10 protein-coding genes are annotated in these 12,903 nt (G+C 63.7%); 1 reads left to right on the plus strand and 9 read right to left on the minus strand.

The features are described 5' to 3' along the window. Window positions 1-57: 57 nt before the first annotated feature. The 6 genes from L1P09_RS12040 to L1P09_RS12065 form a co-directional block, all read right to left on the minus strand. Entirely contained in the window at window positions 58-780 is a 723-nt protein-coding gene (locus L1P09_RS12040; RefSeq protein WP_235768893.1) for a proteasome-type protease, read from the minus strand. Between the two features lie 73 nt (window positions 781-853). Beyond that, on the minus strand, window positions 854-1,633 hold the full coding sequence (locus tag L1P09_RS12045) for a transglutaminase family protein (protein ID WP_029885141.1): 780 nt from the start codon (window positions 1,631-1,633) through the stop codon (window positions 854-856). Further along, on the minus strand, window positions 1,630-2,580 hold the full coding sequence (locus L1P09_RS12050) for an alpha-E domain-containing protein (protein ID WP_009682316.1): 951 nt from the start codon (window positions 2,578-2,580) through the stop codon (window positions 1,630-1,632). Before L1P09_RS12050 ends, L1P09_RS12045 begins: the two co-directional genes overlap by 4 nt. A 3-nt stretch (window positions 2,581-2,583) precedes the next feature. Continuing rightward, the gene (locus L1P09_RS12055) at window positions 2,584-3,993 is read right to left on the minus strand and encodes a circularly permuted type 2 ATP-grasp protein (protein WP_029885140.1); all 1,410 of its coding nucleotides are present in this window, start codon (window positions 3,991-3,993) and stop codon (window positions 2,584-2,586) included. Window positions 3,994-4,349: 356 nt separating this feature from the next. Continuing rightward, window positions 4,350-5,387 carry a methionine synthase gene (locus tag L1P09_RS12060; RefSeq protein ID WP_029885138.1) on the minus strand — a complete coding sequence of 346 codons (1,038 nt, stop codon included), beginning with the start codon at window positions 5,385-5,387 and terminating at the stop codon, window positions 4,350-4,352. 27 nt (window positions 5,388-5,414) lie between these two features. After that, window positions 5,415-6,398, minus strand: a complete 984-nt coding sequence (locus L1P09_RS12065) for a DUF1852 domain-containing protein (RefSeq protein ID WP_054905448.1) — start codon at window positions 6,396-6,398, stop codon at window positions 5,415-5,417. 470 nt (window positions 6,399-6,868) lie between these two features. Between L1P09_RS12065 and L1P09_RS12070 the strand changes: the two genes are divergently transcribed. Continuing rightward, the gene (locus L1P09_RS12070) at window positions 6,869-7,006 is read left to right on the plus strand and encodes a hypothetical protein (protein ID WP_166524972.1); all 138 of its coding nucleotides are present in this window, start codon (window positions 6,869-6,871) and stop codon (window positions 7,004-7,006) included. A gap of 45 nt (window positions 7,007-7,051) precedes the next feature. Here L1P09_RS12070 and L1P09_RS12075 read toward each other — a convergent pair whose 3' ends face one another. Genes L1P09_RS12075 through mexE form a run of 3 tightly spaced genes read right to left on the minus strand, consistent with a single transcriptional unit; the run spans window position 7,052 to window position 12,897 of the window. Further along, a complete protein-coding gene (locus L1P09_RS12075) occupies window positions 7,052-8,467 on the minus strand; it encodes an efflux transporter outer membrane subunit (RefSeq protein ID WP_054905447.1) in 1,416 nt (471 codons plus the stop codon). Beyond that, entirely contained in the window at window positions 8,464-11,643 is a 3,180-nt protein-coding gene (locus L1P09_RS12080) for an efflux RND transporter permease subunit (RefSeq protein ID WP_235768894.1), read from the minus strand. Before L1P09_RS12080 ends, L1P09_RS12075 begins: the two co-directional genes overlap by 4 nt. A gap of 12 nt (window positions 11,644-11,655) precedes the next feature. Beyond that, complete coding sequence (gene mexE, locus L1P09_RS12085) at window positions 11,656-12,897, minus strand: multidrug efflux RND transporter periplasmic adaptor subunit MexE (protein WP_009682303.1); 1,242 nt, start codon at window positions 12,895-12,897, stop codon at window positions 11,656-11,658. Window positions 12,898-12,903 lie beyond the last annotated feature (6 nt).

The raw sequence follows: 12,903 nt of genomic DNA on the forward strand, positions 1-12,903 counted from the left end.
GGGCTCATCCACGAAAAGGCCGGGCATGCTGGCCGGGATTTCCTGGCCATTCCCCCATCAGCCATACGGCGGCGCCGGCAGCTCGGCCAGCAAGGTTTTCAGGCCTTCGCCCCACTGCCGGCGAATCTGCTGGTAATAGGCATCGTCGCTGGCGATGCGGATGGGCTGCGGTGCCTCCAAGGAATCGGCTCGGTACACCAGCAAGTCCAGCGGCATGCCTACCGACAGGTTGCTGCGGATGGTGGAGTCGAACGAGATCAGGCCACAGCGCAACGCCTCATCCAGCGGGGTGCGGTACTCCAGGTTGCGGTCGAGTATGGGCCGCCCGTATTTGCTTTCCCCCAACTGCAGGAAAGGCGTGTCGCGCGTGGCCTGGAAAAAGTTGCCCTGGGCATAGACGTTGTAGATCGCCATCGGCCCGCCCGCAATCTGGCCACCGACGATGAACGAGCTGCTCAGGTCGATACCGGCCGTCAGCTTGCTGCGGTCGCGGCACACCACCTCGCGCAAGGTATCGGCCACCAGCACGGTGGCATCGTAGAGCGTGGCGACATTCAGCAGGTGCGGGCCGCTGCCCTGGCTGCGTTGCTGCAGCAGGTTGACCACTGACTGCGAGGTTGCCAGGTTGCCCGCCGTCTGCAGCACGATCAGGCGCTCACCGGGTACGCTGAAGACGAACAACTTGGCAAAGGTGGAGATCTGGTCGATACCGGCATTGGTGCGTGAGTCGCTGATGAAAACCAGCCCGTCTTGCAGGTGCATGGCGACACAGTAAGTCATGCAAGTTCCCTTGTGTGGCAGAGGTAGTGGCCTTGCTGCAGGCGCGCAGCAAGGCTGGCTTGAGGGCCAGGCGTCACTGGCGATGCACGTGAACACTGGCTTGCATGGACTCGGTGCCACCCCCGCGGCGCACGCCCCTGACCGGGCAGGCGTCGAGGTAGTCCAGGCCCACGGCCAGCTTCAGGTGCCGCTCGGGCCGGGTCAGGCGGTTGGTGATGTCGAAGCTGTACCAAGCGTCGTCGACCCAGGCTTCGGCCCATGCATGGCTGGCCAGGTGCTGTTCATCCTCGGTGCACAGGTAGCCGGAAACATAGCGGGCCGGCACCCCCAGGCTACGGGCGCAGGCCAGGAAGGCATGGGTATGGTCCTGGCACACGCCCGCACCGGCATTGAACGCTTCGCTGGCCGTAGTGCCGACGGAGGTCGACCCTGGGCTGTAGGGCATGCGCTCGGCCAGCCCCTGCATCAGGTCGATCAATGCGGCGCGGTCACGGTGCGTGCCGCATTGCTGGGCGGCGAAGGCCACCAGCGCGTCATCGGCCAGGGTCAGGTGGCTGCCACGCAAGAACGGCAGGGGTGACTGGCAGGCTGCCTCCTGTTCGCAGGCCGGGTCGATTTCGACCTGGCCGCTGGCAGTGAGGGCCAGGTGCCCATGGGGCTTGTCCAGCGTCAGCACATGCAGGATGTTGCCGTACGGGTCGATCTGGCTCTTCACTTTGCAAGGCAGGTCCAGTTGCCATTCGACGATGCGCTGGCGTTCGCTGCTGCGCGGGGTAAGGCGCAGGAACTGAATGCTGTTGGACACATCACTGGCGTAGCTGTAGGTGGTGTCGTGGCGGATGGACAGTTTCATACAACCTCCAGGTAGGAGTGATGGACCGCCTGGCCCAGTTGGTTGACGCGGCCGATGAAATCGCTGAGCCAGGGATGCAGCCCGGCGTCGAGGATTTCGTCGATGGCGGTGTAGCGCAGCCGCGCGTTGAGCTCGGCGGCCAGCCGCTGGGCCGCTCGCCCGGTACTGCCAGGCAGGCCGGCCAGGATCTGGTCCAGCTCCTCGATACAGGCATGCAGCGAGCGCGGCACGTCGACGCGCAGCAACAGCAATTCGGAAACCGGCCCGGCACTGGGCGCGGCGCGGTAGATTTCATTGAAGGCTTCGTAGGAGGTCAGGGCGCGCAGCAAGGCACTCCACTGGTAAAAACCCCTGGCCGAGTCGTCGCTGACCTCGTCGGAGGCCTCGCCGAACATTTCATAGCGCGCATCGAGCAGCCGCAGGGTGTTGTCGGCCCGTTCCAGGAAGGTGCCCAGGCGAATGAAGCTGTAGGCATCGTTGCGCATGATGGTACCGGAGGTGGCGCCGCGGAACAGGTGCGAGCGCTCCTTGACCCAGTCACAGAACTGGCTGATGCCGTAGCGGCCCAGCCCGTTGCTGGCAATGTTGCGCATTTCGATCCAGGTGGCGTTGATGTTCTCCCACATGTCGGCAGTGATCCGCCCGCGCACTGCATGGGCGTTGGTCCTGGCCGCCTGCAGGCAGCAGTAGATGCTGCCGGGGTTGGTGGCATCGAGGGCGAAGAAATGCAGCATGCGCTCGGTGTCGAGCTCGGCGTGGCGACGGATGTAGTCGTCGAGCGTGCCCGAGGCCAAGAGTGACATGGCCAGTTCGGCATGGCCGTCGCTGCGCCCCGCCTGCGGCATCAGTGACAGCGAGTAGCTGACCTCGAGCATGCGCGCCAAGTTTTCCGCACGTTCCAGGTAGCGGGACATCCAGTACAGATCAGAAGCAGTTCGCGAAAGCATGGTTCAGTCCTCCACCACCCAGGTGTCTTTGGTGCCGCCACCTTGTGACGAGTTGACCACCAGCGAGCCTTCCTTCAGCGCCACGCGGGTCAGGCCGCCTGGCACCAGGCGGGTTTCGCTGCCCGACAGTACGAACGGGCGCAGGTCGATATGCCGCGGCGCGATGCCGCTGTCGACGAAGGTCGGGCAGGTGGACAGGCACAAGGTCGGTTGCGCGATATAGGCATGTGGACGCGCTTTGATGCGGGCGCGGAAGTCCTCGATCTGCGCGGCAGTGGCGGCCGGCCCGACCAGCATGCCGTAGCCGCCAGAGCCCTGGGTTTCCTTGACCACCAGCTCGGGCAAGTTGGCCAGTACATGGGACAGGTCGGCCGGCTTGCGGCACTGCCACGTCGGTACGTTGTTGAGGATCGGCTCCTCGCCCAGGTAAAAGCGGATCATGTCGGCGACATAGGGGTAGATCGACTTGTCGTCGGCTACGCCGGTGCCCACCGCGTTGGCCAGCACTACGTTGCCGGCGCGGTACACCGAAATCAGCCCGGGCACGCCCAGCATCGAGTCGGGGTTGAACGAGAGGGGGTCGAGGTAGTCGTCGTCCAGCCTGCGGTAAATCACATCGACCCGTTGCGGGCCGGCGGTCGTGCGCATGTACACATGCTCGTCGCGCACGAACAGATCGGCGCCTTCGACCAGCTCGATGCCCATTTCGCGGGCCAGGAAGGCATGCTCGAAATAGGCACTGTTGAAGCGCCCTGGGGTAAGCAGCACAGCGGTGGGGTTATCCAGCGGGCTGGCGCTCTTGAGCGTGTCCAGCAGCAGGTTGGGGTAGTGGTCGATGGGCGCGATGCGCTGGGCGGCGAACAGCTCGGGGAACAGGCGCATCATCATCTTGCGGTCTTCGAGCATGTAGCTGACACCACTGGGGGTGCGCAGGTTGTCTTCCAGCACGAAATAGCTGCCATCGCCATCGCGGACCAGGTCCACGCCGGCGATGTGCGCATACAGGCCCCGGTGCAGGTCCAGGCCCTGCATGGCGATCTGATAACCCTCGTTGGCCAGGACCTGCTCTGGCGGGATGATCCCGGCCTTGAGGATGCGCTGGTCGTGGTAGATGTCTTCCAAAAACAGGTTCAGGGCCTGCACGCGCTGGATACAGCCGCGCTCGACCGTACGCCACTCGCTGGCGCGGATGCTGCGCGGGATGATATCGAAGGGGATCAGCCGCTCGGTGTCCTGTTTGTCGCCATACAAGGTAAAGGTGATACCGGCGCGGTGGAACAGCAGGTCGGCCTCGCGCCGGCGCTGCTCCAGCAGCTCCAGCGGGGTGTTCGCCAGCCAGCGGGCGAACTCTTGGTAGTGCGGGCGGCAGCTGCCGTTCGCGTCGTACATTTCATTGAAAAAAGCCCGGGACATACCCACTCCTTGCCGCCGTTACCGGCAGCTTCATTGCCGTTCATCTGCGTCTTTCAGGGTGCTGCCTTGCTGGTAAGTGGGGGTGTCTTCAGCCTCGGTCGCGTTGGGTTGCGGGTGCATTCCGTTCACCAACCAGCATTGCAATGAAAGTGCCGAAAATCCGGTGCAGTGCCGGGCAGGCCAGGGAATGGGCGGTGGGCAGCGGTTTTGCTGGGCGGCGCCTGGTCCAGGCGGGTTGAGGTGGCGGCCGGCTGACCGGCCGGCGTGCATCAAAACAGGGCGCCTGGTGTGCAGCCGCGTTTTTTGAACCGCGTTGGTGCGTACTGCCATGCCGGCCAGGCAGGCGGTTCAACACCTCAACCCGCGTTGGCGGTCAGTTCCTGGCGAACGATGGCAGCCCCGGCGCTCAACGCCTTGAGCTTGCCGCTGGCGACCGCGCGCGGCAGTGGGGCCATGCCGCAGTTAGTGCAGGGGTAGAGCTTGTCGGCATCGACGAACTGCAACGCCTTGCGCAGGGTGTCGGCCACGGCTTCGGGTGTTTCGATGGCAGGGTTGGCGACATCGATGGCACCGACCATGACCTTCTTGCCCCGAATCAGCTCAAGCAGTTCCATCGGCACATGGGCGTTGTGGCACTCCAGCGAAATGATATCGATGCTCGACTGCTGCAACGTCGGGAACACCTGCTCATATTGCCGCCATTGCGCCCCCAGGGTCTGTTTCCAGTCGGTGTTGGCCTTGATCCCGTAGCCATAGCAGATGTGCACCGCGGTTTCGCACTTGAGCCCTTGAACGGCGCGCTCCAGGGCGGCCACGCCCCAGTCGTTGACCTCATCGAAGAACACATTGAACGCCGGTTCGTCGAACTGGATGATATCGACGCCCGCCGCTTCCAGTTCCAGGGCTTCCTGGTTGAGTAGCCTGGCGAATTCCCAGGCCAGTTTTTCCCGGCTTTTGTAATGGCTGTCATACAGCGTGTCGATCATGGTCATGGGGCCCGGCAGCGCCCACTTTATTGGCTGGGCAGTTTGCTGGCGGAGGAACCTGGCATCGTCGACGAACACCGGTGCCTGTCGCGCGACAGCACCCACCACCGAGGGCACGCTGGCGTCGTAGCGATCGCGAATGCGCACGGTCTGGCGTTGCTGGAAATCGACCCCGCTCAGGTGTTCGATGAACGTGGTCACGAAATGTTGGCGGGTCTGTTCGCCGTCACTGACGATATCGATGCCCGCGTGCTGCTGTTCCTGCAAGGCCAGGCGCAAGGCGTCCTGCTTGCCTTCGGCCAGCTGCGCGCCCTGCAATTTCCAGGGTGACCAGAGTGTTTCAGGCTCCGCCAGCCAGGTCGGCTTGGGCAAACTGCCGGCAGTGGAGGTGGGAAGTAGCGTGTTCATCAGCGGTTACCTTGTGCGTTGGGGTGATCAGCCGGCGTATTGAGCGGACCATTGCTCCAGGGTGGCCTGGTACGGTTTGACGAAGCGCTCCTCGGCAAACCTGCCTTGTTCGAGCGCCAGGCGGCTGCGCTCTTCGCGGTCGTAGACAATGCGTGTAAGCGAATAGTCCTGGTGCTGCAGGCTCGGTCGGTAGGCCATTGCGGCTGCCGCATTGGCGTTGTAGATCTCGGGGCGGTAGATCTTCTGAAAGGTTTCCATGGTGCTGATGGTGCTGATCAGCTCCAGGTCGTTGTAGTCGGCCAACAGGTCACCGGCAAAGTAGAAGGCCAATGGCGCCACACTGCCGGGCGGCATGAAGTAGCGCACCTTGAGCCCCATCCTGCTGAAGTATTCGTCGGTCAGCGAGTGGTCGTTCTGGTGATACTCCACGCCCAGCACCGGGTGCTGGTTTTCAGTGCGGTGGTAAACCCTGCTGCTCGACACACTCAGGCAGATGACCGGCGGCTTGTCGAAGTGAGCCTTGTAGGTGGCCGAGTTGATGAAGCACTTGAACAGCTTGCCATGCAGTTCGCCAAAGTTGTCCGGCGTGCTGAAGCTTGGCCGACCCTTGTTGTGTTCCAGCAACAACACACTGAAGTCGTAGTCCCGCACGTACGAGGAAAAGTTGTTACCGACCATGCCGTCGATACGGCGGTTGGTGGTGTGGTCGACGATATGGGTCTGCAACAGCTCGATCAGCGGCAGGCCGCTGCTGCGCTGTTCACTGTGCAGGTGCAGTTCCACCGAAATGATATCCAGCTCTACGCTGTAGCGGTCTGCATAAGCATTGTCCCAGTGCGCCAGGGCGTTGAAGCGGTTGTCGATCATCTGCAAGGTGTTGCGCAGGTTTTCCTGGCGGTTTTCCCCCCGCGCCAGGTTGGCGAAATTGGTGGTGATGCGGGTATTTTCGCCGGGCTGGTAGTGCTCGTCGAAAGCGATGCGCTGCACAGTGAATTGCGGTGCGTAAGCCATGTTGTACGGTGTCCTGATGCCTGGCTCGTGCCGTTGGGTAGTGCAAGCAGGCAACTATTGCCATGGCGCGAGCGACGTGATGTCCGTGTTCAGGCCGTATTCTAGGCAGGGGCCCTACATGAATGATATTGAAGATAAATCACTAATGATTTAGAACCGCTCATGATGCTGGGGTGTCGGGAGTAGGCAACGGGAAGGAAAGCTTGTGTATGCGGTCGAGCGCGGGCGGTTGGCCCTGTGATCTTGCTCGCAACTTTCCAGACTAAAGGTACGGAATTTTCAAGTTGGCATGAATATCCCATGTTAGTCGGGAGTCCAGTCTCCACCTACTGCACTACCTCCATCACCTCCACGGAAGAACAAGAAAGGGGGCTAACATGAGTTGTCTGATTTGCGCAGGGCACGCGGAATCCGTCGAATGCACCCTTGGATGGGAGGAGCGGCGCTGTGCCCAATGCGGGTGTTACCGAATGTCCCAGTCGCTGATCCTGGCGATGATGGATGAGGGGCAGATATTCGACACCGAGCGCATGCGCGAGTGGCTGGTCGTGCAACGCGGGCAGGTGCCTGTGCCCGACATCGACCATGACCACGCCATACTGCGCTAACGGCCTGCAGCGGTGTAGCGCCACAGGCCATGGTTGTGCCTGGGGTCAGTGCGCGCTGGCCACGGTCTGCGGTTGCCAGCCGCCACCCAGGGCTTTGTAGATAGAAACGATGCCGCGGTACAGCTCGACCTCGCCTTGCGCTTGCGCATCTTCGGCACTCAGCCGTTCGCGTTCGGCATCGAGCAGCACCAGGTAGTCCACGGTCCCCTCGCGATAGCGAATCGAGGCCAGTTGCGCCGCCTTGCGGCTGGCTTCGCTCTGGCGCATCAACGACAGCAGCCGTTGTTGGGTCTTGGCGTAGTCGCTGAAGGCGTTGGCCGACTCTTCCAGTGCCAGCAACACCTGTTGCTCGTAATTGGCCATGGCGCCTTCGGCGTCGGCCTTGGCCCCGCGCAGGCGGGCCCGCACGCTGCCCAAGTCGAACGCCGCCCAGGTAATGCTGGGGCCCAAGGCCCAGGCATTGGCCGCCGATGAGCCGAGCTGCGACCCGCGCGCGGCGGTAAAGCCCAGGAAACCGCTGAGGCTGACCCGCGGGAACAGGTCGGCGGTGGCGACGCCGACGTTGGCCGTGGCGGCTGCCAGTTGGCGTTCGGCGCTGCGAATGTCCGGGCGGCGGCGCAGCAGTTCGCCGGGGTCGCCCACCGGCAGCGCCTTGGCGATGGCCGGCAGCGCCTTGGGCGACAAGTCTATGCTGAGGGCGTCGGGGCGCTGGCCGAGGAGGGTGGCGATGCGATGCCGCGCCCGGGCCTGTTCGGCCTGCAGTTGCGGCACGGTCGCTTCGACCCCGGCCAGGCGGGCATCGGCGCGTACCACGTCGAGGTCGTTGCCGACCCCGGCGTCGCGCAGGGTTTCGGTGATGCTGCGCGATTGCTGCTGGGTCTTGAGGTTGGCCAGGGCAATCTTCTCGCGCAGCTGTGCACCGCGTAATTGCCCATAGGCATCGACCAGTTCGGCGATCAGGCTGACCTGCAACTGCTGCAGGTCGGCGGCAGCGGCCGCTTCCTGCGCTTCACTGGCTTCGATCTGGCGCTGGATGCGGCCGAACAGGTCCAGCTCCCAGGCCATGTCCAGGCCCAGGTCATAGCGTTCGCTGTTCACCCGTTGCTCGGTCTGGCCAGGAACCTGGCCTTTGCCGATATCGCTGCTGGCACGGCTGGTGACCACCGGGAACGGGTCGTTCTCGGCGTCTTCACGGATCGAGCGGGCCGACTTCAGGCGGGCAAAGGCCACGCGCAGATCCCGGTTGCCGGTCAACGAAGCCTGCACCAGCTGGTTCAGTACCGGGTCGTCGAACTGCTTCCACCACAAGCTTTCAAAGTGGCTGCGGTCATAGGCCTTGGCCTGCGCATCGGCGCCCAGCTGGGCAGGTGCGGTGGCGGGGGCCTGGTAGTCCGGGCCGACCGCGCAGGCGGCCAGGGCCAGGGCCAGCAGGCTTGGCGTCAGGGGTTTGAGCAGGTTCATGCGTGGTTCTCCAGCACTTGCACGCGTTCGGCCTTGCGGGCCTGGCGACGCTCGACGAAACGGCGGATCAGGAAGAAGAACACCGGGGTGAGGAACAGGCCGAATACGGTCACGCCGATCATTCCGGAGAACACCGCCACACCCATGGCATGGCGCATTTCCGAGCCTGCCCCCGAGCTGAACACCAGCGGCACCACGCCCATGATGAAGGCGATGGAGGTCATCAGGATCGGCCGCAGCCGCAGGCGGCACGCTTCCAGCACGGCAGCCAGCGGGTCGAGGCCCTTGGCCTGTTCGTCCTTGGCGAACTCGACGATCAGGATCGCGTTCTTGCACGCCAGGCCCACCAGTACGATCAGCCCGATCTGGGTGAAGATGTTGTTGTCGCCACCCGATACGATCACACCGGTGATCGCCGACAGCAGGGTCATCGGCACGATCAGGATCACGGCCAGCGGCAGGCTCCAGCTTTCGTACTGGGCAGCCAGTACCAGGAAGGCCAGCAGCACGCACAGCGGGAACACGAACAGCGCGGTATTGCCCGACAGGATCTGCTGATAGGTCAGGTCGGTCCACTCGAAGGTCATGCCGTTGGGCAGTTCCGCTTTCAGCAGTTTTTCGATGGCCGCCTCGGCCTGGCCGGAGCTGTAGCCAGGGGCTGCGGCACCGTTGATTTCAGCGGTGATGAAACCGTTGTAGTGCATCACACGGTCCGGCCCGGAGGTATCGCTGACCTTGAGGAAGGTCGCCAGCGGTATCATCTCGCCCAGGTTGTTGCGCACCTTCAATTGGCCGATTTGCTCGGCATCGAGGCGGAACTGCTGCTCAGCCTGGACGTTGACCTGGTAAGTGCGGCCAAAGCGGTTGAAGTCGTTGGTGTACAGCGAGCCCAGGTAGACCTGCAGGGTGTCGAAGATGTCGCTGATCGCCACGCCATGGGTCTTGGCCTTTTCCCGGTCGATGGCGGCATCGACCTGCGGCACGTTGACCTGGTAGCTGGTGAACAGGCCCGCCAGCTCCGGCACCTCGTGGCTTTTGGCAATGATGTTCTGGGTTTCCTTGTACAGCGCTTCGTAGCCCAGGTTGCCGCGGTCTTCGATCTGCAGGCGGAAGCCGCCGATGGTGCCCAGGCCTTGTACCGGCGGTGGCGGGAAGATCGCGATGTAGGCGTCCTGAATGTCGGCGAACTGGGCATTGAGCGCGGCAGCGACGGCGGCAGCCGACTGGCTTGGGTCCTTGCGCTCGTCAAACGGCTTGAGTGGAGTGAACACGATGCCGCTGTTCGGGCTGTTGGTGAAGCCGTTGATCGACAGGCCAGGGAAGGCGACCGAGTCGGCCACGCCAGGTTGCTTGAGGGCGATTTCGCTCATGCGCTTGATCACCGCCTCGGTGCGGTCGAGGCTGGCAGCGTCGGGCAACTGGGCGAAGGCCACCAGGTATTGCTTGTCCTGGGCCGGTACAAAGCCGGTGGGGGTAGACGAGAAACCCAGGTAGGTCAGGCCCATCAGGCCAGCGTACACGAACAGGGCGATGCCGCTGGAGCGAATGACCCGGCGCACGCCGCCCACGTAGCGGTGCGAGGCACGGTCGAAAAAGCGGTTGAACGGGGCGAACAGCCAGCTGCCCAGGAGTTTTTCCAGTAACCGCGAGAAACGGTCCTTGGGCGCATGGTGTTCCTTGAGCAGCACGGCAGCCAACGCCGGTGACAGGGTCAGCGAGTTGAATGCCGAGATCACCGTGGAAATGGCGATGGTCAGCGCGAACTGCTTGTAGAACTGCCCGGTCAGGCCGGAAATGAAGGCAGCAGGCACGAACACCGCACACAGGACCAAGGCGGTGGCGATGATCGGCCCGGTCACTTCGGCCATGGCCTTCTGCGTCGCCTCCAGGGGTTTGAGGCCCAAGCCGATATTGCGCTCGACGTTTTCCACCACCACGATGGCGTCGTCCACCACGATACCGATGGCCAGCACCAGGCCGAACAATGACAGCGCGTTGAGCGAGAAGCCGAACAGGTGCATGACCGCAAAGGTGCCGATCAGCGATACCGGCACCGCCAGCAACGGGATGATCGAGGCGCGCCAGGTTTGCAGGAACAGGATGACCACCAGCACCACCAGCACCAGCGCTTCGAACAGGGTGTGCACCACCGCCTCGATGGAGCCGCGCACGAACACGGTCGGGTCATAGACGATGCTGTAGTCCATGCCTTCGGGGAAGTCCTTCTTCAGCTCGGCCATTTTTGCCCGTACTTCGTCGGAGATCTCGATGGCGTTCGAGCCTGGGCGCTGGAAGATCGGCAGTGCCACTGCCGGCTGGTTGTTCAGCAACGAGCGCAGGGCATATTGGCTGGAGCCGAGCTCGACCCGGGCGATGTCTTTCAGCCGGGTGATTTCGCCGTCGGCGCCGGCGCGGATGATGATGTTCTCGAACTCTTCCTCGTTGACCAGGCGACCCTGGGTGTTGATCGACAACTGGAAGCTGGTCGAACCCGGGGCGGGCGGGGCGCCCAACTGGCCGGCGGCGACCTGGCGGTTCTGTTCACGAATGGCTGCGACCACGTCACTGGCGGTGAGGTTGCGCGAGGCGGTCTTGTTCGGGTCGAGCCAGACGCGCAGCGAGTAGTCGCCCATGCCGAACAGCTGCACATCACCCACGCCGCCAAGGCGTGCCAACTCGTCCTTGATATTGAGGATGGCATAGTTGGACAGGTAGAGCATGTCGTAGCGGTTGTCCGGCGAGGTCAGGTGCACGACCATGGTCAGGTCGGGCGAGGCCTTGTCGACGGTGATACCGATGCGGGTCACTTCTTCCGGCAGCTTGGGCTGGGTGCGGGTGACGCGGTTCTGCACCTGCACCTGGGCGTTGTCCAGGTCGGTGCCCAAGGCGAAGGTGATGGTGAGCGTCAGCTTGCCGTCAGCGGTGGACTGGGAAGACATGTACAGCATGTTCTCCACACCGGTAATGGCTTGCTCCAGCGGCGCAGCCACGGTTTCGCCGATGACTTTCGGGTTGGCACCCGGGAAGTTGGCGCGTACCACCACGGTTGGCGGCACTACCTCGGGGTATTCGCTGATGGGTAACTGGAACAGCGAGATCGAGCCGGCAATCAGCAGCACCAGCGACAGCACGGCGGCGAAGATCGGCCGGGTTATGAAGAATTTGGAGAAGTTCATCGGTCTGGTCCCTTAACCGCGTGGCGCCTGGGCGCTGGCGTTTTTCACGTTGTTGCCCGCCACTTTGGGCGCCGGGTTGCTGGCCTCCAGGGCCTGGCGCTGTTGGGCGAGGGCGGCGAGGGTCTGCTCGCTGGCCATCTGGGTTTCCTGCGGCGTTACCGGCGAACCCGGGCGTACGCGCTGCAGGCCCTTGACCACGATGCGCTCGTCCTTGCCCAGGCCGCTGCGCACGATGCGCAGGCCTTCGAGTTTCGGCCCCAGTTCCACGGCGCGGTAGGCGGCCTTGTTGTCCTTGTCCATGACCAGCACGAACTTCTTGCCAAGGTCGGTGCCCACGGCCTCGTCGTTGATCAGTACGGCGTCGTACTGGGCGCTGCCCACCAGCTTCAGCCGGGCATACAGGCCCGGGGTGAATTGGCCGTCGCGGTTGTCGAACACGGCGCGGCCACGGATGGTGCCCGTGCGCGGGTTGACCTGGTTGTCGACGAAGTTCATCTGGCCCAGGTGAGGGGTGCCGGTTTCATTGGTCAGGCCGAGGTACACCGGGGTGCTCTGGCCGCGTTGGCCTTCGCGCGCCAGCTGGGTGTACTTGAGGTACACGCGCTCGTCGGCGTCGAAGTAGGCGTAGACCTTGTCGGTGGAGACCACGCTGGTCAGCGGGGTCACGTCGGCGCTGACGATGTTGCCGGCCGTGAACGCGGCGCGGCTGACCCGGCCGCTGATCGGCGCGGTAACCCGGGTAAAGCTGAGGTTCAGGCGGGCGAGGTCCAGTTGTGCCTGGATGGCGTCGACCCCGGCCCGGGCTTCGGCAGCGGCGCTGCTGCGCGATTCGGCCAGCTCGGCGGAAATGGCGTTGCTGTCGCGCAGGCGCTCACCACGGCGGGCTTCATTGGCGCTGCGGATGGCGGTGGCCTTGGCTTGTTGCAACTGGGCTTCGAGGCGGCGGACTTCAGCCTGGAACGGGCGCGGGTCGATCTGGAACAGCAGGTCGCCTTTCTTGACCTGGGCGCCCTCGGTGAAGGCGACCTGGTCGATCTGGCCGGACACCCGCGGGCGCACCTCGACGGTTTCCGGGGCTTCGAGGCGGCCGGTGAACTCGTCCCATTCATTGATCGGTTGCTCGATCACCTTGGCCACGGTGACCTTCGGCGCGGCGGGAGCCTGCACGGCGTCGGGGGTTCGGCCGCAAGCGCTGATCACCACCACAGCCAGGGCTGCGAGGGGGAAGCGCAAGGGTTTGAGTGATTGTTCCATGGAGAA

Origin of the sequence: Pseudomonas juntendi (assembly GCF_021560075.1) — a bacterium.
Taxonomy (GTDB): Bacteria; Pseudomonadota; Gammaproteobacteria; order Pseudomonadales; family Pseudomonadaceae; genus Aquipseudomonas; species Aquipseudomonas juntendi.